The organism is Paenibacillus tianmuensis (assembly GCF_900100345.1).
Classification (GTDB): domain Bacteria; phylum Bacillota; class Bacilli; order Paenibacillales; family NBRC-103111; genus Paenibacillus_G; species Paenibacillus_G tianmuensis.
In genome coordinates, this window is the sequence record NZ_FMTT01000001.1 from 24,536 (window position 1) to 48,300 (window position 23,765).

Genomic DNA, 23,765 nt, shown 5'->3' on the forward strand with positions numbered 1-23,765 from the left:
ATGCTGGGGGAGGAGGGACCGGAGATGAAAAAAACGCTTACGTACGGGCTGCTCGTCTTGTTCTCGCTGCTGTTTCTGATGCCGTTCTTCTGGCTCGTGACGACGGCCGTGAAAGGACCGGATGAAGTCTACATGTACCCGCCCAAATGGATTCCGTCGGAGATTCAGTGGGGCAACTTCGTCAAAGCTTGGACGATTCAGCCGTTCAATACCTTTTTGCAAAATTCCTTGACCGTGACGATTCTGTCCAATATCGGGCAGCTGATTTCCTCCTCGCTGGTGGCGTACGGTTTTGCGCGCTACCGGTTCCCGGGACGCGACGCGCTGTTTCTGATCGTGCTGGCAACGATGATGATCCCGTGGGACGTGACGATGATTCCGCTGTATATGGAATTCAACTTTCTCGGTTGGATCAATACGCTCAAGCCTTTGATCGTCCCGGCCTGGTTCGGCTCGGCCTTCTATATTTTTCTGCTGCGGCAGTTTATTATGACGATTCCGACGGAGCTGGAGGAGGCGGCGAAGATCGACGGAGCCAGCGATTTCGGTATTTTCATCCGGGTGATCGTCCCGCTAATGCTGCCCGCCTTGATTCTTGTGAGCGTGTTCAACATGCTTGATACGTGGAACGATTACCTCGGCCCGCTGATTTTCCTGAACGACTCCAGCAAATATACGCTGACGCTCGGACTCGCCCAGTTCAAAGGGGTGCACGGCGTCGATATGACGTCCGTGATGGCGGTAACGTCGATCATCTGCCTGCCGCCGCTGCTTGTATTTTTCGGCGCGCAGCGGTACATCGTGGAAGGCATTGCACAGACGGGGATAAAATAGCGCGACGGCGGCGGGTGATACGGAAGCGAAGGCAACAACCCCGTTCTATGCCGTACAACACTACTAAAACAGAGTGATGAGATATGTTTATTAGGAGGTTTATCATGAGCGACCATCTGGCAAGACGGGATTGGCAAAATTTGAACGTACCGGAGCGGAATCGGCTGCCTGCCCGCGCCTCGTTTGTTCCGTACGGCGCTGCGGACGCGGCGCTGACGTACGACCGGGGCAGCTCGGACCGGTTCATGCTGCTGAACGGCGAGTGGGTGTTTCATTACGCCGGACGTCCCGAGGATGCCCCGACCTCGTTCTACATGCCGGAATTCGACGATAGCGGCTGGGATCGGCTTGTGGTGCCGAGCCACTGGCAGCTTAACGGATACGGCGCGCCGCATTACACGGATTTGTATTATCCGTTCCCGGTCTGTCCGCCCGAAGTGCCTGCGGATAACCCGACCGGGACGTACCGGCGGACGTTTACGCTGCCGGAGGGCTGGCTGTCCCGGAACGTGTTCTTGCAGTTTCAAGGCGTAGACAGCGCTTTTCACGTCTGGCTGAACGGCAGCTATGTCGGCTACAGTCAAGGCAGCCGCCTGCCGTCGGAGTTCACGATTGCCCCGTTTGTGCGCGAGGGTGAGAACGTGCTGGCGGTGCAGGTGTACCAATGGTCGGACGGCAGCTATTTGGAAGATCAGGATATGTGGTGGCTGAGCGGCATTTTTCGCGATGTTGCCTTGGTTGCTCAGCCGAAGACGTATCTAAGAGATTACACGGTCGTCGCCGATCTGGACGCAGATTGCCGCGTTGGATTGCTCCATGTACGGGCGCAGGTGGCTAAGGAGCGGACGATGACGGGAAACGTCGTTCTGGAGTGGCGGCTGACGGACGGGGAACAGGGGACGGAAGCCGCTTCCGGTGTTTGCCCCGTGGACGGCTGGAGCGAAGAAGGTGACGAAGCGGCGGCGAGTTTCCGGGCGCAGCTGAGCGACGTCCGCCCGTGGACGGCGGAAACGCCGGCTCTGTACGATCTGCTGCTCACGCTCAAGACGGAGGACGGCGATACGCTCGAAGTTGTGCCGACACGCGTCGGCTTTCGCCGGGTGGAAGTACGGGGCGGCAGGCTGCTCGTCAACGGGAAGCCGGTTCGGCTGCGCGGCGTGAACCGCCACGATCATCATCCAGAGCGCGGCCGGGCGGTCACGGTGGAGACGATGGAGCAGGACGTCGTCCTGATGAAACGGCACAACATCAACGCGGTGCGGACGGCGCATTACCCGAACGATCCGCGGTTTTACGACCTGTGCGACCGGTACGGGCTGTATGTGATGGACGAGACCGACCTAGAGACGCACGGCTTCGAGCTTGTAGGGGACGCCGACCGGCTGAGCAATGATCCCGCATGGGAGGAAGCTTATGTCGAGCGGATACGCCGGATGGTCGAGCGGGACAAAAATCATCCGAGCATCCTGTTCTGGTCGCTCGGCAACGAATCCGGCTTCGGCTGCAATTACGAGGCGATGGCCGCCTGGTGCCGCAGCGCCGATCCGACGCGGCTCATTCATTACGAAGGCGACCGCGAAGCGAAGGTGTGCGACGTATTCAGCACGATGTACTCGACCGTGGAGAAAATGATCGGCTTCGGGCAGCTCGACAACGAGGAGAAGCCGCATGTGCTGTGCGAATACGCGCATGCGATGGGCAACGGTCCCGGCGGGATGCTCGAATACGAGGAAGTGTTCCGCACCTATCCCCGGCTCGCCGGCGGCTTCGTATGGGAGTGGATCGACCACGGCCTTAGCCGCAGAACGGCGGACGGGCGGACGTACTACGCCTACGGAGGCGATTACGGCGACGAGCCGAACAACGGCAACTTCGTCATCGACGGGCTGGTCACGCCGGACCGCACCCCTTCGCCCGGACTGTTGGAGTACAAAAAGATCATCGAGCCGGTAACCGTGGAAGCGTTCGATGCTGAGGAAGGAACGGTCACGATCCGGAACCGGTACGATTTCCGTGACCTGAGCCATCTGCACCTCGCATGGACCGTATTGGCGGACGGCGCACCGCTTGCGAGCGGCAGCGCGCCGCTGCCGGACGTGCCGCCGGGCGGCACAGCGTCGCTGACGCTTCCGCCGCAAAGACCGGCGCGCCCGCTGCCCGGCGCGGAGTACCGGCTCGAGCTGCGCTTCGTGCTCGCCTCGGACACAAGCTGGGCGCCGTACGGCCACGAAGTGGCCTGGGCACAGCTTGAGCTGCCGGGCCGGGCAGCCGGGACGCACGCCCTTCCAACTGCTGCGCCTGCGCCGCACCCGCTGCTCGCGGAAGAGCGCGCGGGCGAGCTTGTCCTGCGCGGCGCGGACTTCGCGCTCAGCTTCGATCTCGCGCGCGGTGATATCCGCTCGTGGACCGGCGCGGGCCGTCCGCTGCTTCACCGAAGCCCCGCGCTTACGCTATGGCGGCCGCCGATCGACAACGACATGTACGTCGTGGCCGATTGGCGCAAGGCGTGTCTGCACTTGCTGCGTGACGATTGCCGCTCGTTCGTCTGGGAGCGGGTCGACTCCGGCACGGTGCGCTGCATCCGCCGCATACGCACGGCTCCGCCCGTGTACGACTGGGGCTATGAGTCCGTGTGGACGTATACGGTCCACGGCAGCGGTCTTGTCGAGCTTCGGGTGCAGGGAACGCCGTATGGCAAGCCGCCGGAGATGCTTCCGCGCATCGGGCTGCGGATGGAGCTGCCGGGCGATTATGACCGTGTCATCTGGTACGGCCGGGGGCCGGGAGAGTCGTACCCGGACAGCAAGCAGGCGGCCCGGTTCGGCCGATATGACTGCTCCGTCGACGGGCTCGGCTTCCCTTACGTGTATCCTCAAGAGAACGGCAACCGCTCGGACGTCCGGTGGGCCGCTTTTCTGAGCGGCAGTGGCGCAGGGCTGCTGGCCGCCGGGATGCCGCAGTTCGATTTCGGCGCGCACTGGCATACGCCGGAAGACATCGAGCAAGCAAAGCATACGACCGATTTGGTCAAACGGGATTTCATTACCGTGCACCTCGATTACCGGCACAATGGCCTTGGGAGCGCCAGCTGCGGGCAGGGACAGCTTCCGCCTTACCGGCTGGAGCCGCATGAATTTACGTTCGCAGTCCGGCTGATGCCGGTCAACGAGCAGGGCGCAGCGCTTGAGGTAACCGCCAGACGTCTACGTGCGGGAGAAGTGCGTTAAGCGAGATCGACACGTGCCAAGCATCAATCCCGCTTGAAATACGACCGCCTCCCGGCATCGATTCAAGCGGGACTGCGTTTCGCCGTTACCTCACATCCGGCACCTTCAGCTTCACGGATACATAACCTTTACTTCCTCATCTTTCGGTAAACTTAACCAATTTAACCCTAATTTTACATATGATATGACGTGACGAAAATAACTTCGTTACAGGCGTTTCAGCAAAGACAAACACGGGAATTCCACCATGCGCCAAAATATGGTACGATGAACAAGAAAAACGGGTGGCGGTCTACGACTGGTGCCCAACTGCTTGGCGGGCAGCCACAGCCGAATACTTGGCAATCAAGCTACGGTAGGTCTCTTTCGGCCTCAAGCCGACCAGCCTTTCGACAGGTTCGCCATCCTTGAGCAGGATGACCGTCGGCATCGACATCACCCCGAATCGGGCCGCAATATGCGGCGAAGCGTCGACGTCCACCTTCAGGATCGTCACGCGCTCTCCCAGCTCTTGTCCGAGCTCCTCCAGCAGCGGGTTCAGCCTTTTGCATGGCGGGCACCACGCGGCGGTAAAATCGACCAGCGTCAATTCAGATTGGCGGATATCCTCGGAAAATTCGGCATCGTTGCTTGTTTTAAGACTCATCGTTCGTTCCCTCCATGGATTCGTTATCGGTTTGTTCCGATACAATAGATTGTATGCGCTCCTCCAGATTGGACCTGATCCGGACCAACGTCTGGATTTGCTCGTCGATTTCCTTCAGCTTCTGCTGGTAAACGGGCAATATCTCGTTGCAGAACACTTCTTTGTTCGTGAGCACGCAGTGCAGAAAACCGGCAATCTGCTCGGTAGACAAGCCCAGATTCAGATACAACCGGATCGTTTTGACCTGCTCTACGGCAAATTTGTGATATTCCCGGTAGCCGCTTTCGGTACGGAGCGGTGCGATAAGCCCTTGCTTCTCATAATAGCGGAGCGATCGGATACTGGCTCCGGTCGCCTTGGACAGCTCGCCGATTTTCAGAGCACATCCCTCCTTCAGGCGGATTGTGGATCGTAGTTTTATTATAGACCGTGACATTAATGTCAGAGTCAATCGTTTTTTTACATCAATTAAAAAGTGAGGATGAGTCATGATACTTCGTAAACTGGAGCCTCAAGACGTGGAGGCATTTTGGAGCTTGCGGTTAAAATCGCTGAAAGAACATCCGGAATCGTTCGGATCGAACTATGAGGACGCGTCGCTTACTGGAATGGACGAGGTTCGCCGCCGTTTTCCGAATACGGCGGATCAATTTCTGCTGGGAGCGTTCGGAGAGAACAACGAGCTGATGGGCATGATCGGCTTTCGGCGGGAGCCTTCGCGCAATCTGGCTCATAAAGGCATACTGTGGGGAGTGTATGTAGATAGCGCCCATCAGGGGAAAGGGATCGCCCAAGCGCTGCTTCGGCATGTGCTGGAGGAGGCACGCTCGCTGGACGGGCTGGAGCAGGTTTATTTGTCCGTGGTGACCGTCAACGAACCGGCGGTCCGATTGTACCGTTCGGCCGGATTCGAAATCTTCGGAACGGAAGCGAACGCGTTGAAAATCGGTGACCGGTCGTTCGACGAATACTGGATGGCATGCAAATTATAGATGACGGGGATTCAAGGAGAGAAACGGATGGTTAAAACGATAAGGAACGCCCTTTTGTTCGCAGCGGCAGTTCATATTCTATATGTTATCGTGCAAGTCGTTTCGGGGATGCTTCTCACCATGTGGCATGTGCCCAAGATCGTCGACGCTTATTCAAGCAAGCAAGTGCTGGAATCGCAGGTTTCCTTCGGGGTGATGACGAGCCCATCCATATGGCTTTACGTGCTGACGTTCGCCGGCAGCGCCGCCTTGTACGCCTTCGTCCTGCAGCCCCTGCTGCGGAGATGGGCCAATCGACGGAACCGTTCGTAGCTTCACCGACGGCGCTTACGGCAGGCAGCATGAGGGACGCGCCGGTTCCGTATAAATGAACAGTGCTTACAGGAACGGGCCGGGCCTATCAGGCGCATCCGGCAGCTTCGCGTTATCTATCTGCTCGGGTTGATATTTTACTATTTCAAGAGAGACAGGGCTTATGATATAATAACTCACTAGTTATGTAAAAGTTTGCGTAGGGAGTGAGCAGCTTTGTCTCTGATAGTGATGAAATTCGGCGGGAGCTCCGTAGGTGACGCGGAGCGGATGAAGCGGGTGGCGAACCGCATCGTGGAAAGAAAGCTTGAAGGCCACGGTTGTGTCGTCGTCGTTTCGGCCATGGGAGATACAACAGACGATTTGATCGATTTGTCCAAACAACTGTGCCCCGGCACGCCGCCGGCGCGAGAAATGGACATGTTGCTGACAACGGGCGAGCAGGTTTCAGTTGCGCTATTGTCGATGGCGATCCACAGCCTCGGGCACGCCGCCGTTTCGTTTACGGGCTGGCAAGCCGGCATGTACACGGAAGCGCTTCATGGCAAGGCGCGCATTAGCGATATCCGCCCGGATCGTATCCGCGATGCGATCGCAGCCGGCAAAATCGTCATCGTTGCGGGCTTCCAAGGCATGACGGAGGAAGGCGAGATTACGACGCTCGGACGCGGCGGATCGGATACGACGGCCGTAGCGCTGGCGGCTGCCATTGAAGCGGACGTCTGCGAAATCTTCACCGATGTGGACGGCATCTATTCCACCGATCCGCGGATCGTGAAATGCGCACGCAAGCTGAGCGAAATTTCGTACGACGAAATGCTGGAGCTTGCCAATCTCGGGGCAGCGGTTCTGCATCCGCGCGCTGTGGAATACGCCAAAAATTACAACGTACAGCTGGTCGTCAGATCCAGCTTCAATCATAATGAGGGCACGAATGTGAAGGAGGAAGCGGCGATGGAACAAGGCATCGTAGTACGCGGCATTGCTTACGACAAAAATGTGGCGAGAATCAGTATTTTGGGAGTGGAAGAAAAGCCGGGGCAACTGGCTAAAGTTTTCACCGCCTTGGCCAATGCGCAAATCGATGTGGATATCATCGTCCAAAGCGGCGTACAGAACGGTCTCGCCGATTTCTCCTGCACCGTATCGCTGTCCGATCAAGAAAAGGCGCTTCAAGTCATCGAAGGAATTCGTCCGGAAGTCGGCTTCCGTCAAGTGACCTCGGAGACCAATCTGGTCAAAGTATCCATCGTTGGCGCGGGCATGGTCAGCACACCGGGCGTCGCGGCCAAAATGTTCGAGGTCATCTCCGAGCTCGGCATTAGCATCCTGCTGGTGAGCACGTCCGAAATCAAGACGTCCTGCGTCATTGAAAACGACCGTTTGAACGAAGTGATCGCGGCGCTGCACAGCGCTTACGGTCTCGATACGGATCAGGCCGTATTCGTGGGCGGTCCTTCCGAGCGAAGATAAGCTAACGCAGCTTATCGAAGACGAACGTAAACAGCTTAAACAGAAAAGCGGTAATTCCGGCGGCCATCAGCGGCCCGACTGGAATGCCTTTCAAGAAAATAATCCCGAAGATGGAGCCAATGACAAGACCCACAATCAATTGTGGGTCTATTTTTAACAGCTCCAAGCCTTTGCCGTTCATGTACGTTGCGATTGCGCCCCCGACTAAGGCCAAGATTCCCGGCCAAGTGGTGAACATCGATGTCACGTCTTTAATGGAAATTCGTTCGCTGGCGAACGGAACCAACACCCCCATCGTCAAAAACAGCAGCCCTAGTTCCAGCCCTCTCCGTTCGATGGTAGGCAAATACCGTTCCAAACTAATAAGCTTAATAATCAACAGCACGCAGGCGGCCGTTGTAATAATATGGGAGCGGCCGATCAGACCGATGATGATCAGCGCCACCAGCAAAATGTCTCCGTTCATGGTCAGGCCCCTTGTCCATTGGTTTCTTTTCCAGTGTATGAACGAGGGCTTGGTTTAGAACTAGAGCAAGGCGGAGGCGTGCTCCGGCTCCAGCTTCCCGGCACGTACGACAGGGGCCAAGGACAATACGTCGATTTGCGAGCAGTACGTCACATCGTGGCGGAAGCCGAGCTTGGTCAGCCGTCGTCCGCCGGCGCAGGAGACCAGCGTTTCGGGCAGACAGTCCTGCACCTGCCGGTAGGCGTGCAGCATCGCCAGGCCGAAATCGCCGACCGACTGCGCGGCGGCCGGAGTGTCCGGGTCGCAGCCGGACAGCCGGAGCAATTCGCGCACAAGCAGACCGGCGCAGAGGCCATCTTCCAGCGAGAATACGTCCTGGGCCCCCGAGCAGACCAGCACGATTTCCTGATCCAGCGAAGCCGCCTTGCGGGCGCAAGCCCCGGCGTTCAGGAAAGCGCCGATCAGTACGTGATCCGCCTTCCGGGCCTTATGAATCGCCCGGGTGCCGTTTGTCGTCGTCATGATTAGCGTTTTTCCGGACACGGCTTCAGGCGTATACTCGAGCGGAGAATTGCCGAAGTCGAAGCCGGGAATTTTTTTGCACGAACGTTCGCCCCCCAGCAAAGTTCCCGGGCCCTGCAAGCTTTTCGCCTGGCTCACTGTTTCCACCGGGACGAGCGTCCGGCATCCCCCGGCAAGCGCTGTCAGTATTGTGGATGTCGCACGAAGCACATCGATGACGATAACGGTTTTGTGCTGAAGATCGTCGGACCTCGCTTCGTTAATGGAGGCGATCACTTGAATATTCATGGAAACCGAACCTCCCCCGCTTCAAATTTGCCAATCCCACGAATGGCCGACGGCAACGGACTGCAGCCCTTCGGGAAGCATCGTATCCGAACGGAGCCCCCGACGGAGCGCCTCGAGCGAGATGACTTCCGAAGGAGCGACGTTGCCGAGATGAACGTCGGCTCCCAGCATTTGCATCAGATGCACCTGCTGCTCCTTTTGCGGCGCTTCCCAGAGCAGAACGCCCGGACTCGGCACCTGACTCAGCACCTGCGCGATTTCCTTATCCTTGCAAGCGCCTTGAGCGTCGTAGATGCCGACGCCTTTGCCGGATTCCCGGCCTTCGATCGTGACAAGCGCGGCGCCAAGTCCGGTATCCACGATCACCGTTTCAATCAATTCGTCCAATTCGATGGTGGAGCCCCACCCTTTTTTCCCGTATTCGGTGATGACCGTAAGCCCTGCTTCCACGCCTCGGGAGATCAGCTCGCTGCGCAGACTCCGAGAGACCTCGATGGTTCCGTCCGACACTTCCACACCGCTGAAGCCCATGTAAGCTGCCATATCAAAGTAATGGTCGACCGCATCCTGCCGGATCGCCACCTCCAGAAAAGTACCTCCGGGATAGACCATAATGTCGTGGGCTTTGGCCATTTCGATTTTGCGCTTAAGCAACCCCGTCTTATAAAGCGGCGAAGTGCCGAATCCGATTTTCAGCATGTCGATATAGACGCCGGCCGTCTGCAGCAAATCCTCAAGCGCATGAAGTCCAAGGCCCTTGTCGATCACCATCGTTTTGCCTAAGGCTCGCGGCTTATCCGTACGACGCCCGGTCGGATCGCTGAGCAGGGTGTTCCACTGCAGCGGTGATGTAACCTCCATCTTGTATCGCCTCGCAGTAACTTAAAGTTGAATTACGGTGTCATCATATGCATTTTGGGCGAATGGTGTGCCCTACAAGCCTAAAATGAGACGAGCCGGCATAACATGAGATAAGGAAAGCGAAGGGGGGAAACGCATGTCGGTCATTAACAAAATCGTCCTCAGCATGGCGTTAATCCGAATCTTCTCGGGGAGCATCGAGATCATGGCGGGGCTGCTTATGCTGCGCTATAACCAGATTGAGAAAGCGCTCCTGGTCAATTCGGGGCTGGCGCTGGTTGGACCTTTCGTGCTGCTTACGACGACGACGATCGGTCTTGTGGGGATGGCCGATAAGCTGTCGGCGGGCAAAATGTTATGGGTGCTTATCGGCGTGAGCTGCATTTTTATTGGAATCTTAAAAAAGTAATCGGTCATAGTTCAGTAGATTGCATCATACATATGATTGTAAAAGATGGACAGCTTGGGAGGGATAGCCATGATCCGGTCGCTGCTGCCGTTCTTCTCTGCCGATATGCGGCAGATCCTAGCAACTCTACCAACCCGCATTGAAGCCGAGCTGCAAGAAATCCGGATTCGCGAAGAGAGGCCTCTGGAAGTCGTCTGGGCTTCGGGCTGCGGCTTCGTATCGGACAAGGGCGGCTTGAGCGCTGATCCCGGGCAAGCCTACCGGCCGACGCGCCGGGACTGCGCCGAGCTGCTGGAGCAGCTGACGCAGCATTCGATGTACACGTTCGAAGAGGAGCTGAAGCGGGGATTCATCACCGTCTCCGGCGGACACCGGATCGGCCTCGCCGGACGAACCGTCCTCGAACAGGGAAAGGTGAAGTACATCAAGGATGTCAGCAGCTTCAACGTCCGGCTGGCACGGGAATGGAAACATGCTGCCAAGTCGGTCCTACCCTATCTGCTCGAACCGGGCGGCGAGCGGGTATACCGCACGCTGATCGTCTCTCCTCCGCAGCAGGGAAAGACGACGCTGATCCGCGATCTGGCCCGAATGCTTGGCACGGGAGGAGCGGACAACGGCTTGCGCCGGTCCTTCAAGATCGGCATCGTCGACGAACGGTCCGAGATTGCCGCCTGCGTCAAAGGGGTGCCCCGCTTCGATGTCGGGTACCGGACGGACGTGCTGGACGGCTGCCCGAAGGCGGAAGGCATGATGATGATGATCCGCTCCATGTCACCGGAGGTGCTGATTGCCGACGAGATCGGCCGGGCCGAGGACGCGCTTGCGATTCACGAAGCGCTGCACGCAGGCGTTGGCGTCATCGCAACGGCCCACGGCCGGGATGCCGCGGAGCTCAAGCGTCGTCCGATTCTGCGTGAGCTGCTCGAAGACGGCGTGTTCGACCGCTTCGTGGTGCTGGCCCGACCGCCGGGAGCGAGCCCGGAAACGGCTGTCTATGACAAGCAGGGCAAGCGGCTGGACGACAGGCTGGCTTGGAGAGGGGGGTTGAACTGATGAAACGAACCGGCGAAGAGGACGAGGACCCCGCATGCTGAAGCTGCTCGGCGCCATGCTGATATTGCTGGCAGGCACGCTGCTCGGCTTTTACCAAGCTTCTCAATTGTCGCGCCGACCGAGGCAAATCGCCGAGCTGATTCGCATACTGCTGCGGTTGGAAACGGAAATCGTCTACGGATTCACGCCGCTGCCGGATGCGCTCCGGCGCGCCGCAAGAGCGGATGACTCCCCAGTGGGCGCTTTGTTTGCGGCCGCGTCGGAGGAACTCGGCAAGCCCGGCGGCCGTTCCGTACAGGCCGTTTGGGAGCAGACGGTGAGCCGGGGATGGAAAACGACGTCGATGAAAGCGGCGGAGCGGGACATTTTGCTGCAGCTTGGCTCTACGCTGGGGCTGACGGATCGCGATGACCAGGTGAAGCACCTGAGGCTCACCGTCAGCAGCTTGCAAGGGGAAGCGGACATTGCGCGGGACGAGCGGGAGCGGTACGAGCGGATGTGGAAAAGCCTCGGCCTGCTGATGGGCGCGTTAGTCGTCATTTTAATGTATTAGAAGCAGAGCCAGGCTTAAGGGTGAGGTGCCGCCAATGAACGTGGACGTAAACGCGATATTCCAGATCGCCGGCATCGGCATCATTATCGCAATGATTCATACCGTGCTGAAGCAGATGGGCAAAGAAGATATGGCGCATTGGGTCACCGTGATCGGCTTCGTCGTCGTGCTGTTTATGGTGGTCCGGCTGCTGGACAGCTTGTTTAAAGAGATCAAGACGATTTTTCTCTTCCAATAAAAGCAGGTGAAGCCCGTGGAGATTATTCAAATCGTAGGGCTCGGGTTGGTGACGACCGTGCTGGTGCTAATCATCAAGGAGCAAAAGCCAATGTTCGCCTTCCTGCTGACGGCCTTCACCGGCATTACGATCTTCCTGTTCCTGATCGGCAAAATATCCGGCGTGATCGGAGTGCTGGAGGAGCTGGCCAACAAGGCGAACATCAACCTGATATTTCTCAAGACGATTCTGAAAATCATCGGCATCGCCTACATCGCCGAATTCGGCGCCCAGATCGTCCGGGACGCAGGTCAGGAAGCGGTGGCCTCCAAAATAGAGCTGTCCGGCAAAGTTCTCATCATGGTGATGGCGATTCCGATCGTCTCGGCGATCATCGAAACGGTCGTCAAGCTGCTTCCCGCGTAGCTCCGGAGAGGGGCAGCTCGGCATGAAAAAGCGGGTGGAGGCGAAGCGATGAGGCGGCGCTGGATGCAAAGGTTACGACATTCGTGCGGCAGACTGGCCGCCAGTGGCACACTCCGGCTCGGACTGCTGCTTGGCATGGCATTCCTCTCAGCGCTCATGCTGGACGGGGGAGTGGGCTGCTGCGGCGCCGCGTTTGCCGCCGTACCGGCGGAAGAGCTGATCCGGGAGCAGGCGCAGCGGCTGCCGCTCGATCAGGTCGAGCAATTCTGGAGCCGGCTGACCCGGCAGTACGGCGGATATTTTCCCGACAGCCGGGCCCCGAGCTTCATGGAGCTGCTGCTCGGAGCCAAGGATTTCGGCCTCGGTTCGGTATTCTCGGGATTGTTCAAATATTTGTTTCACGAGCTTCTCTACAATGGCAAGCTGCTGGTTTCCATCGTCATTCTTACAGTATTCAGCATGCTGCTGGAAACGCTGCAAAGCTCCTTCGAGAAAAATAACGTCAGCAAGATCGCTTACGCCATTTCGTTTCTGGTCCTGATGATTATGGCGGTCAACAGCTTCAGCGTCGCGATCGGCTATGCGAAATCGGCGATAACCGATATGATCCACTTCATGATCGCCGTCGTGCCGCTGTTGCTTACGCTGCTCGCTTCCATGGGCAACGTGGTGTCAGTCACCGTCCTGCACCCGCTGATCGTATTCATGATCCACGCCGTCGGGACGGCGATCTACTTCATCGTATTTCCGCTGCTGTTTTTCTCGGCGGTGCTGCATATTGTCAGCTCGCTGTCGGACAAATACAAGGTGACCCAGCTAGCCAATTTGCTGCGAAACGTCAGCGTAGGATGTCTTGGAGTTTTCGTTACGGTATTTTTGGGGGTTGTTTCGGTACAAGGCATCGGCAGCGCCGCGGCGGACGGGGTGACGATCCGGACGGCCAAGTATATTGCAGGCAACTTCGTGCCGGTGGTCGGGCGGCTGTTCTCGGACGCCTCGGAGACCGTGATCGGCGCCTCGCTGCTGGTGAAAAACGCGGTAGGGCTGGCGGGGGTCGTCATTCTTCTGGTGCTCTGCGCTTTCCCGGCGCTCAAAATATTGGCGCTTGCCTTCATTTATAATGTATCGGCCGCGGTGATGCAGCCCTTGGGAGATAACCCGATGATAACGTGCTTGGAAACGATTGGAAAAAGCTTGATTTTCGTATTTGCGGCGCTTGCCGTCGTCGGGCTGATGTTCTTCCTGGCGATCACCATTGTCATTGCCGCCGGCAACGTATCCGTCATGATGCGCTGAACCCCGCCCCACGAAGGAGAGGATGACGATTGGACTTCATGAGCGGGTGGCTCAAGTCGATCGTCATGGTCATCTTGCTCGCCACCTTCGTCGATCTGCTGCTGCCGAACCAGTCGATGCAGCGCTACGTCAAAACTGTGATCGGCCTGTTCCTGCTGCTTACGCTGCTGCAGCCGCTCTTTTCACTGCTTGGCCAGCGCTCCCAATTGGATGAGCGCGTCAAGGATGCGCTGTTCAAAAGCGGAGCCGCGAACCCGGAACGGATGGCGAGCGGAGAGGTCGAGTCGCTGCCGGTCACCCTGCAGCGGGCCGAAGCGCTGAAAGCCAAGCAGCAGGAGCAATCGCGCAAGCTGGTGGAGGCGCAGGCTGCCGGTCTGATGAAGCGAAGCATTGAGCAGAAGGCCGGGGTGAAGGTGCGAAGCATTCAGGTGGAGACCGCCGCCGATCGCGAAGGCCAGCTTATCATCCGCAGCGTCTCCCTCGCCTTGGAGCCGCAGCCGCCGGTTACTTCCGTTACGGATACGGCTTCAAGACCGGGTAGAGGGATCGAGCCGGTCAAACCAGTCGCGCCCGTTGCCGGTGTCGATATCCGCATCGGACAGCCGCAATCGAGTCCCGTTTCCCGAATGAGCAACAGGGAATCGGATGAAAATAAGCTGCCGCCTGAATGGATGCAGAAAAAGACGCAAATATTACTGATGTTGGAGCAGGATTGGCAGGTAGGCGAAGATCAAATCCGGCTGGAGCTGGCGGTGGGGAGGTGATGCGGATGGGAGAGATGCGGAGAAGGATGCAATCGTGGCTTGGCGGTGGCCCGGGCGGTCCGAAGCGGGTGCAGGCGTTTCGATGGGTGCTGTTGCTCGGGCTCGTAGGCGCTGCGCTTATGATTCTGAACTCGTTTATAACCGTGAAGGAGGTGGACCCCACCGGCACGGGACGGGCGTCTCCTCCCGATCAGACCAAGCCGGCCTTCGGTCAGGGCAACAAAGAGCGAAGCATGTTCAAAGATTATGAGGAAGCGTATGAAACCGAGCTCAGGGACGTATTGTCGAAAATTGTCGGAGTGGGCGATGTGGAAGTGCTGGTGACCATAGAGTCGACGGAGGAACTGAACGTTGAGCGCAACACCAAGGAAACGCAGCAAATTACCAATGAAAAAGATCCGCAGGGGGCCACGAGACATATCACCGACGTGACCCGGAACGGCGAAGTTGTGCTCTACGAAATTTCGGGCGGCAAGCAGCCGCTCGTCGTCAAGACGATTAAGCCGAAAATCCGCGGCGTGCTCGTCGTCGCCAAGGGCGCGGAAAATCTGACGGTGAAAAAAATGATTACCGAAGCGGTAGAACGCGGGTTGGATGTTCCTGCCCACCGGATATCGATCCAGCCTCGCAAGCAGTAAGCCGTACGAGGCCGGTGCGATACATTCAATATTAAACAAGGATAAACGTTAAGGAGGATATGCAATGAATTCGAAAAGACAAACCATTTGGCTTGTATCCATGCTTAGTTTGATGGTGGTGCTGTCCGCCTACTACCTGTTTACGGAAGACGTGGGCAATGTGGAAGTGACGGGAACGACACCGAAGGAAATGACGATCAGCGCCGGGCAAACGGATGCGATGCATCCCGCAGCGACGGATGCGAACACTGGTCCGAGAGGCGAGCAAAAGCCGGGGCAAAAACCGGAAGTGAAGCCCGAACAGAAGCCTGAGGTGAAACCGGAGCAGAAGCCTGAGATCAAGCCCGAGCAAAAGCCCGAGATAAAACCCGAACAGAAGCCTGAGATGAAACCGGAGCAAAAACCGGAAATGAAGCCCGAACAAAAGCCCGAGATGAAGCCCGAGCAGAAGCCTGAGATGAAGCCTGAGATGAAGCCTGAGATGAAGCCGGAGCAAAAACCGGAAATGAAGCCCGAACAGAAGCCCGAGATGAAGCCGGAAGGCAAACCGGAGCAAAAGCCTGGAAAGGGTGAAAAACCCAGCAGCGCGGGAGCGGAGACGTCGTCGATCGCCGCTCAGCCGGTCTCCAAAAACAAAACGGACGCCACAGTGCTGCAGCAGGTGCAAGCGCAGGCCCATGCCCAATCGGGGAAGGACTATTTTGTAAACCTCCAGTTGAAGCGCAACGAAGAGATGGCTAAGAAAGCCGAGCAGCTCCTGACGATTATCGCGGACCCGAAACAGACGTCCGAAGCAGCCGTCAAGGCGCAGGAAGAGCTGCGGAAAATCGAAGATATGGAAGCCAAAGTTACGAATCTCGAAGAAAGCTTGACGAAAGATTTCCCGCAGGCTGTTGTCACACAAGACTCCAACAAATGGAAGGTTACCGTCCAAGCAGGCAAGCTGGAGAAAAGCCAAGCGCTCAGCATCATTGACAAAACAATCAAAGAACTGAGCGTTGGTCCCGACAGCGTATCGGTGCAAATGATTCCTTAACCGGAATCTGAAGCCGATAGACAGGAAGAATGCGCATGTAAGGAGAGTCCGGAATGAATGAATCCAGGCTCTTCTTTTTTTGCATTATTCGACTGTTTTCGTCATTTACTTTTCTTATTCGCGGTGACTTTTCCGTCTTCCGGACGGGACCGGATACCGCGCGTTATTCCCGGAGAAGGAAACTCTTTTCTTACCGAAAGATTGTGATATAATAACAACGTCGTTTGTTTTACGGTGTTGACCGCTGCCGCGGGACAAGCCGTCGGTTTGCGCGCCGCTTGGCCGGGGCGTGCCGCAGCTTGCATGAGCAGTTGTCAACAAGATGCCTAAAGGAGTGAATTCCGTGTTTAAGTTAAGCGAAATTAAAGAATTGATCAAGCTGGTGGATCAAACATCATTGCAAGAACTCGAGATCGAAAACGAAGGCTCCCGCCTTTTAATCCGTAAACCGAATAAAACCGAGCAAGTCGTCGTCACCGCCGCACAGCCTGCGGCCAGCCTCGTCGCCCAGCAGCCTGCTCCTCAAGCCGTCGTTCAGACGTCCGCGGCAGTCAACATACCTGCAGCCGAACCTCCGGCAGCAGCCCAATCCAATTTACATACGATTGTTTCCCCTATGGTCGGCACCTTTTACGAAGCCTCTTCTCCGGGAGCGGCGCCGTTCGTTTCCAAGGGCACTAGCGTGAAGGAAACGACGATCGTCTGCATCATCGAAGCGATGAAGCTGATGAACGAGATCGAAGCCGAAGTCAAAGGCCAGATCGTCGAAGTGCTTGTCGAGAACGGGCAGTTGGTGGAGTACGGCCAACCGTTGTTCCTGGTGAAACCGGAATAATCCGCTAGGAGGAGAACCCATTGAAGTTTCAAAAAGTATTGATCGCCAACCGTGGGGAAATCGCCGTGCGCATTATTCGCGCATGCCGTGAGCTCGGAATTTCTACGGTCGCGGTTTACTCGGAAGCGGACCACGAAGCGCTGCATGTCCGTTTGGCGGACGAGGCCTATTGTATCGGACCTACAGCTTCCAAAGACAGCTATTTGAATTACATGAATCTGATGAGCGTCGCGACGTTGACGGAGACCGACGCGATTCATCCGGGATACGGCTTTTTGGCGGAGAACGCCGACTTCGCCGAAATTTGCGAGAGCTGCAACATTACGTTCATCGGTCCTTCGCCGGAAGCGATCAGCAAGATGGGCGACAAATCCGTTGCGAAGCAGACGATGAGAGAAGCGGGCGTTCCCGTCATCCCCGGCTCCGACGGCCTTGTCGAGGATATGGACGAAGCGGTCCGACTGGCCCGCGAGATCGGCTATCCGGTCATTATTAAGGCGACGGCCGGAGGCGGAGGCAAAGGCATTCGTCTGGCCGAGAACGAAGAGATGCTGATTCAGCAAATTACGACCGCCCAGCAGGAAGCGCAAAAAGCTTTCGGCAATGCAGGCGTCTATTTGGAGAAATATTTGACGGGGATGAAGCACGTCGAAATTCAAGTGCTGGCCGACAAGCACGGCAACGTGGTGCATTTGGGCGAGCGCGACTGTTCGGTGCAGCGCCGCCGCCAGAAGCTGGTGGAGGAAGCGCCTTGCCCGATTCTGACGCAGGAAATCCGCGACCGGATGGGTGAAGCGGCCGTTCGCGCGGCCAAAGCCGTCGATTATTCCGGCGCCGGTACGCTCGAGTTTTTGCTCGGACAGGACGGACAGTTTTACTTTATGGAGATGAACACCCGGATTCAGGTAGAGCATCCGGTTACGGAGCTGATTACGGGCATCGATATTATTAAAGAAATGATCCGCGTCGCGGAAGGCGAGCCGCTTTCGTTCACTCAGGACGAGGTCCGCATCGACGGCTGGGCGATCGAGTGCCGGATCAACGCAGAAGACCCGGATCGCAACTTTATGCCGTCCGCGGGTCAAATCAAGTTTTATTTGCCGCCCGGCGGCTTCGGCGTCCGTGTTGACAGCGCCGCATACCCGGGCTACACGATTCCGCCTCATTACGATTCGATGATCGCGAAGCTGATCGTGTGGGGAGCGGACCGCAACGAAGCGATCCAGCGAATGAAGCGCGCTCTGGCCGAATTTACGATCGAAGGCATTCATTCGACGATCCCGTTCCATCTGAAGCTGCTAGAGCATAAAAAGTTTTTGGCCGGCGACTTCGATATTAAATTTTTGGAAGAGCATGACGTGAACGATCCGGATTCGTAAGCAGGTTTACTGCGTTGTCATATAGTAATGGGAATGGTATAGTAATACAATAACACTAGGTGTGGGCAAGCCAAATTTAGGAGGTCCTGACCATGAGTACATTGGCAGAGGATTATGAGAAGACCGAGATGGGCACGATTCAGATCGCTCCGGAGGTGATCGAGATTATCGCCGGTATGGCGGCCGCGGAAGTGCCCGGCGTTGCAGGCATGAGCGGCGGATTTGCCGGAGATATCGCCGAGTTTCTCGGACGCAAAAATATGGCCAAAGGCGTAAAAGTCGAAGTAGGCCAACGCGAAGCGTCGATTGACGTGTCTGTCGTCATCGAATTCGGCATGCGGATTCCGGAGGTTGCAAGCGGGATTCAGCATAATGTCAAGCAGGCCATCGAATCGATGACCGGACTTAACGTCGTACAAGTGAACGTTCACATTCATGACGTCGTTTTCAAAGGTGCGGACAAAGTCGAAGAGCCGGAAACGCCCGCACAGCGCGTAAAATAATTTATAAATACCCCGGTTGAACCCCCATCCTTCACCGTTTGGGGGTTTCCTCCATCTTAGGAAGGAGTCAGGATTCGTGGTAAAAATTCTCGACAGACTGCTGCTCTTTATTTTCAGCTTGGCCGTGCTGATCGCAACGTTCATTCTGTTGTTCGCTGCATTTGGCCTGATTTCCTTCGACACGGCGGGCAACTTCGCTCACGACGTGTATTACGATTTAAAAACGGCGATTATTTTCATTAGCTCCACGGTGGTGGCTGCTCTGTTAAGCCTTCGCTTACTGTATTTGTCCGTACGGCGCGGCAAATCTTCGTCGCCCTCGATCGATCAGCGCACCGAATTCGGGGATATCCGGATTTCGCTGGATACGGTGGAGAATTTGTCGTTGAAAGCGGCAGGCCGGACGCGCGGGGTTCAAGATTTGCGCGCCCGCGTCAAAGTGAATCAATCCGGACTTGAGATCGTCATTCGCGCCATCGTGGACGGCGATACTTCCATTCCGGCGATGACCGAAGAGATGCAGGCGAACGTGAAACGGCATATTGAGGAAATTACCGGGATTCCCGTGGCTTTCGTCACGGTATTTATCGCGAATATTCAACAATCGTCCCCGACCTTCAAAAGTCGAGTGGAATAGAGGTGAGCCCCCGGATGTGGATGCGAATTTGGGAGCAGCTATGGGAACAGCACAGGGGTAAGACGATCGGCGTTCTGGCCGGGAGCGCCTTTGGCCTCATTTATTTGTTCTTCGGCTTCTGGCGTATGTTAATCTTTGTCCTGATCGTATATACTGGATACTACATAGGGAAAAGGTTGGACCGGAACGAGCCGGTGTTTCCCGCAGAAGACACTTGGCGCTGGCTAATGGACAAATGGAGACCGTTCCGCTAAAATCCTTGGATGACGCCCAAGGATTTTTTTCGGTTGATAACAATGTATAAGAGTCTTCAACTTAAGACAAGGAAGACGCAGCCGGTTTATTCTGGTGAAGCAAGTGCGAACCCACAGGAGGATTTGATCGGATGAGACGAAGATTGGCAAGGGAGCTTGCGGTGCAAAGCTTATATCAGATCGAAATGAACGAAGCGACAGCGGCCGATGCCATCGCGCACGTCATCGAAGAAGCGCGGACGGAGGACGAGGCGCAGCTTACGCGGGAGCGCGATCAGATTGCGCCTCATGAGGTGCTTGAGCTCGTGGAAGGCACGATGCAACACAAGCGGCAAATCGACGGCCTGCTTTCCGATTATTTGAAGGGCTGGCAGATGGACAGGCTGTCCAAGGTAGACCGGGAAATTATGCGGCTTGCCACGTATGAAATGGTATTTCGGGAAGATGTGCCGCCGAAGGTCGTCGTGAACGAAGCAATTGAAATGGCCAAAAATTTTGGCACGGAAGAGTCGGGGAAGTTCGTCAACGGCGTGCTCGGCAAAATGATCAAAGACCTGGAGACGATTCGCAACCGTTCGTCTGAAGTGTAGAAGCTACCGAGCGAAAGGGGAAATCAAGCATGTCCGCGCAAATCATTAACGGCAAAGAAATCGTCAGTTCTTACCGCGCCGATATTAAGCAGCAAGTCGAGCAGTTGAAGCAGCAAGGGGTACAGCCAGGACTTGCGGTGGTCATCGTCGGAGACGACCCGGCCTCGCACGTCTACGTGCGCAATAAAGCGAAAGCCTGTGAAGAAGCGGGCATGCATTCCGAAGTGTACAAGCTTCCGGAACAAACGCCGGAGGCGGATGTGCTGGATCTCATCTCCAAGCTGAATGGCGATCAGGCGATTCACGGGATTCTTGTCCAGTCGCCGCTGCCGGGACATATCTCGGAGGAACGGGTGGTCGAAGCGATTGCGGTCGAAAAAGACGTTGACTGCTTCCATCCGGTCAATGTGGGCAACCTTATGATCGGCAAGGAAGGGCCGGCTCCTTGCACGCCTGCTGGCGTCATTGAGATTCTCAAAAAAGTCGGCGTTGAAATTGCCGGCAAGCATGCCGTTGTGATCGGCCGCAGCAACATCGTCGGCAAGCCGATGGCGATTCTGCTGCTTCGCGAGAACGCGACAGTAACGGTGTGTCACTCGCGCACGAAAAATATGGAAGAAATTACGCGGCAGGCGGATATTTTGATCGCGGCAGTCGGCAAGGCCAAGATGATCAACCGCAGCCATATCAAGCCGGGAGCCGTTGTCGTCGACGTGGGCATCAACCGGCTCGATACCGGCAAGCTGGCGGGAGACGTCGATTTTGACGACGTTCTGGAAACGGCAAGCTATGTCACGCCGGTACCGGGCTGCGTCGGTCCGATGACGATTACGATCCTACTTCGCAATACGCTTGAAGCGGCACAGTGTGCGGCTTCGGCAACCAGCTAGCGGTAACGGGCGTAGTTATGAAAGAAAAACAAATTTTATCGATCAAAGAGCTGAATCGATACATTAAGATGCTGCTTGAGGGCACCGACCGGCTGCAGGACGTTTGGGTGCGGGGCGAGATTTCTAATTTTACCCACCATTCCAGCGGACATATGTATTTTACGTTAAAAGATGCGGACAGTCGGTTAAAAAGCATTATGTTCGCCTCCTACAACCAACGGCTTCCGTTCCTTCCCCGGGAAGGGACGAAGGTGATCGCCTGCGGGAACATCTCGGTGTACGAACGGGACGGGCAGTATCAATTCTATGTCACGCAAATGCAGCCGGACGGCATCGGGAGCTTGTATCTGGCATTTGAACAGCTGAAAAAAAAGCTGGAATCCGAAGGGCTGTTCGCGCCTGCGATCAAGAAGCCGATTCCGCGCTTTCCGCGGGCGATCGGGGTCATCACGTCGCCGACGGGCGCGGCGGTTCGCGATATTATTATCACCCTGCAGCGCCGTCATCCTACCGTTCCCATTCTGCTGTATCCGGCGCTTGTGCAGGGGAAGCAGGCGGCTCCTTCGATTGTGAGAGCGATCGAGGAGATGAATGCAAGAAACGAAGTCGACGTGCTGATCGTCGGCCGTGGCGGCGGATCGCTTGAGGAGCTGTGGGCTTTCAATGAAGAAGCGGTCGCCCGGGCGATCTTCGCTTCAAGTCTGCCGATTATTTCGGCGGTCGGCCACGAAACGGATTTCACGATCGCGGATTTCGTCGCCGACCTGCGCGCGCCGACTCCGACGGCGGCTGCCGAGCTGGCCGTTCCGCATCATCTGGAGCTGAAGCAGCAGCTCGGCTACTTGAGCCAGCAATTGTACGGCGGATTGACGCAGCAGCTGGAGCGAAGCAAAGAGCGCCTGAAGCGGCTCCAGCGGTCGCCTTACCTGACGAATCCCCGCCGACAGCTGCTGCTGCAGCCTGCGGAGCGTCTCGACCGCATGCGCGAGCAGCTCGGCTACAAAATGCGAGGCCGCCTGACGAAAAGTCACGAGCGGCTGATGAAGGCCGACCGGCAGCTCGCTTCGTTTAATCCGAAGGAGCAGGTCGTCTACTCCCGGAAGCGGCTCGACTCGTCCGCCCGTCTGCTTCGCCAGACGATGCAGGCGGTGCTGAGGCGCAAACAGCAGGAGCTCGTATCGTCCATTCGCCAGTTGGATGCGCTTAGCCCGCTCAAGATCATGCAGCGGGGATATAGCCTTGTCTATGACGAGAAAGAGAAACAGCTCGTGAAATCGATCCAGCAGGTGCAAATTGGGGATATTTTGAAGCTGCGCCTGATGGACGGACGGATCGATTGTCATGTTTGGTCTATGGAGGAGAAGACGGAGGAGAAAAGCGATGTCAAATCAGGAAGCGACGCCTAGCTTCGAGCAGGCGATGGACCAGCTTGAGCGCATTGTGGCACAGCTCGAAAGCGGGGATATTCCACTGGAGAAGGCGATAGAGCTGTTTCAAGAAGGAATGAAGCTGTCTCAATTGTGCGGGCAAAAGCTGGAGCAGGTGGAGCGAAAAATCGAAATTTTGCTGGAAGAAGAGGGCGGTTTGGCGAAAAAGCCGTTTCAGCCGCAGGAAACCGATAAAGGGGATAACCGATGAACGAGTCATCCGGCATCCGAGAATATATTCGAGACATGGCTTCGCTCATAGAGCGGGAGCTGCAGCAGTCGATTCCATCGTCGTGGGCGATTCCCGCCCCGCTTCGCGAATCGATGATGTACTCCTTGATGGCCGGCGGCAAGCGGCTGCGGCCGATTCTGGTGCTGGCCGCGGCCGAAGCGCTGGGCGGCAGCCCGGAAGCGGCCGTGCCCGCAGCGTTGGCCGTAGAGATGATCCACACGTATTCGCTTGTTCATGACGATCTACCCGCCATGGACAACGACGACTTTCGGCGGGGCAAGCCGACGAACCATAAGGTTTACGGCGAAGCGATGGCGATTTTGGCCGGGGATGCCTTGCTGACCCATGCGTTCTTCTCGGTCGTTCAATCCGCGAGGAAGCATAACATTCCGGCCGACCGGGTGATCGACATCGTCGAAGAGCTGTCCCGGCTGTCCGGAGCCCCCGGCATGGTCGGCGGTCAAGCGGCAGACATGCTCGGAGAGCAAGGGGTAACGAAGCTGGAAGAGCTGGAGTACATCCATCTGCACAAGACGAGCGACTTGGTCGTCTTTTCCTTGAAAGCCGGCGGCAGGATCGCAGGAGCAGCCGAAGCCCAGCTTGCCGCCTTGGAGCGGTTCGGCACGTGCATCGGGCTGGCGTTTCAAATTCAGGACGACGTGCTCGATCTGATCGGGGACGAAAGCAAGCTCGGCAAACCCGTACAGAGCGACGTCAAGCAGCAGAAAGTGACCTACCCTTATTTTATCGGGATTGAAGCATCGATTGCGAAGGTCGGGGAGCTGACGCGCGAGGCGAAGCAAGCAATCTTGGCGGCGGATTTCCCGCGCCCGGAGCGGCTGCTGGAGCTTGCGGATTATTTAATGAAGCGCGATCATTAGCGCTTTACCCTGTTCAGACGCCCGTGGCGGCTGCTGCTTTTGCACCGGTTCCGTTTGAGCGCGTGACGGTCCTGTGCTATAATGACATCGTATTCAAGCACATTACATAGCCTATGTAAGG

Annotated in this window: 29 protein-coding genes; 24 read left to right on the forward strand and 5 right to left on the reverse strand. The window is 56.8% G+C overall.

The window, feature by feature from the left end; genetic code table 11:
* The first annotated feature begins 24 nt into the window (after nucleotides 1–24).
* Together BLO51_RS00130 and BLO51_RS00135 are read left to right on the forward strand one after the other, a co-directional pair.
* Complete coding sequence (locus BLO51_RS00130; protein ID WP_090665558.1) at nucleotides 25–834, forward strand: carbohydrate ABC transporter permease; 810 nt, start codon at nucleotides 25–27, stop codon at nucleotides 832–834.
* A 104-nt stretch (nucleotides 835–938) separates the two neighbouring features.
* Entirely contained in the window at nucleotides 939–4,061 is a 3,123-nt protein-coding gene (locus BLO51_RS00135; protein ID WP_090665560.1) for a glycoside hydrolase family 2 TIM barrel-domain containing protein, read from the forward strand.
* 292 nt (nucleotides 4,062–4,353) lie between these two features.
* On the opposite strand, the gene trxA is transcribed toward BLO51_RS00135, so the two are convergent.
* A complete protein-coding gene (gene trxA / locus BLO51_RS00140) occupies nucleotides 4,354–4,707 on the reverse strand; it encodes a thioredoxin (protein ID WP_090665562.1) in 354 nt (117 codons plus the stop codon).
* On the reverse strand, nucleotides 4,697–5,086 hold the full coding sequence (locus BLO51_RS00145; protein WP_090666146.1) for a MerR family transcriptional regulator: 390 nt from the start codon (nucleotides 5,084–5,086) through the stop codon (nucleotides 4,697–4,699). Before BLO51_RS00145 ends, trxA begins: the two co-directional genes overlap by 11 nt.
* A 109-nt stretch (nucleotides 5,087–5,195) precedes the next feature.
* On the opposite strand from BLO51_RS00145, the gene BLO51_RS00150 reads away from it, so the two are divergent.
* From BLO51_RS00150 to BLO51_RS00160, 3 genes are all read left to right on the forward strand, one after another.
* Nucleotides 5,196–5,699 (forward strand): GNAT family N-acetyltransferase, encoded by a 504-nt coding sequence (locus tag BLO51_RS00150; RefSeq protein WP_090665564.1) that lies wholly within the window; start codon nucleotides 5,196–5,198, stop codon nucleotides 5,697–5,699.
* A gap of 27 nt (nucleotides 5,700–5,726) precedes the next feature.
* Nucleotides 5,727–6,011, forward strand: coding sequence for a hypothetical protein (locus tag BLO51_RS00155; RefSeq protein ID WP_090665566.1), 285 nt, complete (start codon nucleotides 5,727–5,729; stop codon nucleotides 6,009–6,011).
* 216 nt (nucleotides 6,012–6,227) lie between these two features.
* Complete coding sequence (locus BLO51_RS00160; protein ID WP_090665569.1) at nucleotides 6,228–7,484, forward strand: aspartate kinase; 1,257 nt, start codon at nucleotides 6,228–6,230, stop codon at nucleotides 7,482–7,484.
* 1 nt (nucleotide 7,485) lies between these two features.
* Here the strand turns inward: BLO51_RS00160 and BLO51_RS00165 are convergent, their stop codons facing one another.
* The 3 genes from BLO51_RS00165 to comA are packed head-to-tail and all read right to left on the reverse strand — an operon-like array spanning nucleotide 7,486 to nucleotide 9,621.
* Nucleotides 7,486–7,950 carry a DUF441 domain-containing protein gene (locus BLO51_RS00165; RefSeq protein ID WP_010499056.1) on the reverse strand — a complete coding sequence of 155 codons (465 nt, stop codon included), beginning with the start codon at nucleotides 7,948–7,950 and terminating at the stop codon, nucleotides 7,486–7,488.
* A gap of 60 nt (nucleotides 7,951–8,010) precedes the next feature.
* Complete coding sequence (locus BLO51_RS00170) at nucleotides 8,011–8,760, reverse strand: 2-phosphosulfolactate phosphatase (protein ID WP_090665572.1); 750 nt, start codon at nucleotides 8,758–8,760, stop codon at nucleotides 8,011–8,013.
* A 21-nt stretch (nucleotides 8,761–8,781) separates the two neighbouring features.
* Entirely contained in the window at nucleotides 8,782–9,621 is an 840-nt protein-coding gene (comA, locus tag BLO51_RS00175; RefSeq protein ID WP_090665574.1) for a phosphosulfolactate synthase, read from the reverse strand.
* A 136-nt stretch (nucleotides 9,622–9,757) separates the two neighbouring features.
* Between comA and BLO51_RS00180 the strand changes: the two genes are divergently transcribed.
* The 19 genes from BLO51_RS00180 to BLO51_RS00270 all read left to right on the forward strand — a co-directional run bounded on the left by BLO51_RS00180 (nucleotide 9,758) and on the right by BLO51_RS00270 (nucleotide 23,644).
* Nucleotides 9,758–10,030 carry a YqhV family protein gene (locus BLO51_RS00180; RefSeq protein WP_090665576.1) on the forward strand — a complete coding sequence of 91 codons (273 nt, stop codon included), beginning with the start codon at nucleotides 9,758–9,760 and terminating at the stop codon, nucleotides 10,028–10,030.
* 69 nt (nucleotides 10,031–10,099) lie between these two features.
* Nucleotides 10,100–11,086, forward strand: a complete 987-nt coding sequence (gene spoIIIAA, locus BLO51_RS00185; RefSeq protein ID WP_090665578.1) for a stage III sporulation protein AA — start codon at nucleotides 10,100–10,102, stop codon at nucleotides 11,084–11,086.
* A gap of 34 nt (nucleotides 11,087–11,120) precedes the next feature.
* Entirely contained in the window at nucleotides 11,121–11,639 is a 519-nt protein-coding gene (spoIIIAB, locus tag BLO51_RS00190; RefSeq protein ID WP_090665580.1) for a stage III sporulation protein SpoIIIAB, read from the forward strand.
* 34 nt (nucleotides 11,640–11,673) lie between these two features.
* Nucleotides 11,674–11,877, forward strand: coding sequence for a stage III sporulation protein AC (spoIIIAC, locus tag BLO51_RS00195; protein ID WP_010499062.1), 204 nt, complete (start codon nucleotides 11,674–11,676; stop codon nucleotides 11,875–11,877).
* Nucleotides 11,878–11,892: 15 nt separating this feature from the next.
* Nucleotides 11,893–12,282, forward strand: coding sequence for a stage III sporulation protein AD (spoIIIAD, locus tag BLO51_RS00200; RefSeq protein ID WP_090665582.1), 390 nt, complete (start codon nucleotides 11,893–11,895; stop codon nucleotides 12,280–12,282).
* Between the two features lie 63 nt (nucleotides 12,283–12,345).
* The gene (gene spoIIIAE / locus BLO51_RS00205) at nucleotides 12,346–13,578 is read left to right on the forward strand and encodes a stage III sporulation protein AE (RefSeq protein WP_090666147.1); all 1,233 of its coding nucleotides are present in this window, start codon (nucleotides 12,346–12,348) and stop codon (nucleotides 13,576–13,578) included.
* A 38-nt stretch (nucleotides 13,579–13,616) separates the two neighbouring features.
* Nucleotides 13,617–14,342, forward strand: coding sequence for a stage III sporulation protein AF (gene spoIIIAF, locus BLO51_RS00210; protein WP_245719472.1), 726 nt, complete (start codon nucleotides 13,617–13,619; stop codon nucleotides 14,340–14,342).
* 5 nt (nucleotides 14,343–14,347) lie between these two features.
* The gene (gene spoIIIAG, locus BLO51_RS00215) at nucleotides 14,348–14,980 is read left to right on the forward strand and encodes a stage III sporulation protein AG (protein WP_090665586.1); all 633 of its coding nucleotides are present in this window, start codon (nucleotides 14,348–14,350) and stop codon (nucleotides 14,978–14,980) included.
* 64 nt (nucleotides 14,981–15,044) lie between these two features.
* Nucleotides 15,045–16,016, forward strand: coding sequence for a SpoIIIAH-like family protein (locus tag BLO51_RS00220; RefSeq protein WP_090665588.1), 972 nt, complete (start codon nucleotides 15,045–15,047; stop codon nucleotides 16,014–16,016).
* 343 nt (nucleotides 16,017–16,359) lie between these two features.
* On the forward strand, nucleotides 16,360–16,851 hold the full coding sequence (accB, locus tag BLO51_RS00225) for an acetyl-CoA carboxylase biotin carboxyl carrier protein (protein WP_090665590.1): 492 nt from the start codon (nucleotides 16,360–16,362) through the stop codon (nucleotides 16,849–16,851).
* A 20-nt stretch (nucleotides 16,852–16,871) separates the two neighbouring features.
* A complete protein-coding gene (gene accC / locus BLO51_RS00230; protein ID WP_090665592.1) occupies nucleotides 16,872–18,230 on the forward strand; it encodes an acetyl-CoA carboxylase biotin carboxylase subunit in 1,359 nt (452 codons plus the stop codon).
* A 92-nt stretch (nucleotides 18,231–18,322) separates the two neighbouring features.
* Nucleotides 18,323–18,733 (forward strand): Asp23/Gls24 family envelope stress response protein, encoded by a 411-nt coding sequence (locus BLO51_RS00235; protein WP_090665595.1) that lies wholly within the window; start codon nucleotides 18,323–18,325, stop codon nucleotides 18,731–18,733.
* Nucleotides 18,734–18,809: 76 nt separating this feature from the next.
* Nucleotides 18,810–19,370 carry an alkaline shock response membrane anchor protein AmaP gene (gene amaP / locus BLO51_RS00240; protein ID WP_090665597.1) on the forward strand — a complete coding sequence of 187 codons (561 nt, stop codon included), beginning with the start codon at nucleotides 18,810–18,812 and terminating at the stop codon, nucleotides 19,368–19,370.
* A gap of 14 nt (nucleotides 19,371–19,384) precedes the next feature.
* Nucleotides 19,385–19,624: a DUF2273 domain-containing protein gene (locus BLO51_RS00245; protein ID WP_090665599.1), complete on the forward strand. Its 240-nt coding sequence runs from the start codon at nucleotides 19,385–19,387 to the stop codon at nucleotides 19,622–19,624.
* A gap of 131 nt (nucleotides 19,625–19,755) precedes the next feature.
* Nucleotides 19,756–20,214: a transcription antitermination factor NusB gene (gene nusB / locus BLO51_RS00250; protein ID WP_090665601.1), complete on the forward strand. Its 459-nt coding sequence runs from the start codon at nucleotides 19,756–19,758 to the stop codon at nucleotides 20,212–20,214.
* A 29-nt stretch (nucleotides 20,215–20,243) separates the two neighbouring features.
* Nucleotides 20,244–21,104, forward strand: a complete 861-nt coding sequence (gene folD, locus BLO51_RS00255) for a bifunctional methylenetetrahydrofolate dehydrogenase/methenyltetrahydrofolate cyclohydrolase FolD (protein ID WP_090665603.1) — start codon at nucleotides 20,244–20,246, stop codon at nucleotides 21,102–21,104.
* A gap of 17 nt (nucleotides 21,105–21,121) precedes the next feature.
* A complete protein-coding gene (xseA, locus tag BLO51_RS00260; RefSeq protein ID WP_090666149.1) occupies nucleotides 21,122–22,510 on the forward strand; it encodes an exodeoxyribonuclease VII large subunit in 1,389 nt (462 codons plus the stop codon).
* Nucleotides 22,485–22,742, forward strand: coding sequence for an exodeoxyribonuclease VII small subunit (gene xseB, locus BLO51_RS00265; RefSeq protein ID WP_090665606.1), 258 nt, complete (start codon nucleotides 22,485–22,487; stop codon nucleotides 22,740–22,742). Before xseA ends, xseB begins: the two co-directional genes overlap by 26 nt.
* Complete coding sequence (locus BLO51_RS00270; RefSeq protein ID WP_090665608.1) at nucleotides 22,739–23,644, forward strand: polyprenyl synthetase family protein; 906 nt, start codon at nucleotides 22,739–22,741, stop codon at nucleotides 23,642–23,644. Before xseB ends, BLO51_RS00270 begins: the two co-directional genes overlap by 4 nt.
* Nucleotides 23,645–23,765 lie beyond the last annotated feature (121 nt).

Bases quoted from the DNA above. Each gene is read 5' to 3' on its own strand.
- BLO51_RS00130 (WP_090665558.1), top strand. From the start codon at position 25: ATGAAAAAAACGCTTACGTACGGGCTGCTCGTCTTGTTCTCGCTGCTG.
- BLO51_RS00135 (WP_090665560.1), top strand. From the start codon at position 939: ATGAGCGACCATCTGGCAAGACGGGATTGGCAAAATTTGAACGTACCG.
- trxA (WP_090665562.1), bottom strand. From the start codon at position 4,707: ATGAGTCTTAAAACAAGCAACGATGCCGAATTTTCCGAGGATATCCGC.
- BLO51_RS00150 (WP_090665564.1), top strand. From the start codon at position 5,196: ATGATACTTCGTAAACTGGAGCCTCAAGACGTGGAGGCATTTTGGAGC.
- BLO51_RS00155 (WP_090665566.1), top strand. From the start codon at position 5,727: ATGGTTAAAACGATAAGGAACGCCCTTTTGTTCGCAGCGGCAGTTCAT.
- BLO51_RS00165 (WP_010499056.1), bottom strand. From the start codon at position 7,950: ATGAACGGAGACATTTTGCTGGTGGCGCTGATCATCATCGGTCTGATC.
- BLO51_RS00170 (WP_090665572.1), bottom strand. From the start codon at position 8,760: ATGAATATTCAAGTGATCGCCTCCATTAACGAAGCGAGGTCCGACGAT.
- comA (WP_090665574.1), bottom strand. From the start codon at position 9,621: ATGGAGGTTACATCACCGCTGCAGTGGAACACCCTGCTCAGCGATCCG.
- BLO51_RS00180 (WP_090665576.1), top strand. From the start codon at position 9,758: ATGTCGGTCATTAACAAAATCGTCCTCAGCATGGCGTTAATCCGAATC.
- spoIIIAA (WP_090665578.1), top strand. From the start codon at position 10,100: ATGATCCGGTCGCTGCTGCCGTTCTTCTCTGCCGATATGCGGCAGATC.
- spoIIIAB (WP_090665580.1), top strand. From the start codon at position 11,121: ATGCTGAAGCTGCTCGGCGCCATGCTGATATTGCTGGCAGGCACGCTG.
- spoIIIAC (WP_010499062.1), top strand. From the start codon at position 11,674: ATGAACGTGGACGTAAACGCGATATTCCAGATCGCCGGCATCGGCATC.
- spoIIIAE (WP_090666147.1), top strand. From the start codon at position 12,346: ATGCAAAGGTTACGACATTCGTGCGGCAGACTGGCCGCCAGTGGCACA.
- spoIIIAF (WP_245719472.1), top strand. From the start codon at position 13,617: ATGAGCGGGTGGCTCAAGTCGATCGTCATGGTCATCTTGCTCGCCACC.
- spoIIIAG (WP_090665586.1), top strand. From the start codon at position 14,348: ATGGGAGAGATGCGGAGAAGGATGCAATCGTGGCTTGGCGGTGGCCCG.
- BLO51_RS00220 (WP_090665588.1), top strand. From the start codon at position 15,045: ATGAATTCGAAAAGACAAACCATTTGGCTTGTATCCATGCTTAGTTTG.
- BLO51_RS00235 (WP_090665595.1), top strand. From the start codon at position 18,323: ATGAGTACATTGGCAGAGGATTATGAGAAGACCGAGATGGGCACGATT.
- BLO51_RS00245 (WP_090665599.1), top strand. From the start codon at position 19,385: ATGTGGATGCGAATTTGGGAGCAGCTATGGGAACAGCACAGGGGTAAG.
- nusB (WP_090665601.1), top strand. From the start codon at position 19,756: ATGAGACGAAGATTGGCAAGGGAGCTTGCGGTGCAAAGCTTATATCAG.
- folD (WP_090665603.1), top strand. From the start codon at position 20,244: ATGTCCGCGCAAATCATTAACGGCAAAGAAATCGTCAGTTCTTACCGC.
- xseA (WP_090666149.1), top strand. From the start codon at position 21,122: ATGAAAGAAAAACAAATTTTATCGATCAAAGAGCTGAATCGATACATT.
- xseB (WP_090665606.1), top strand. From the start codon at position 22,485: ATGTCAAATCAGGAAGCGACGCCTAGCTTCGAGCAGGCGATGGACCAG.
- BLO51_RS00270 (WP_090665608.1), top strand. From the start codon at position 22,739: ATGAACGAGTCATCCGGCATCCGAGAATATATTCGAGACATGGCTTCG.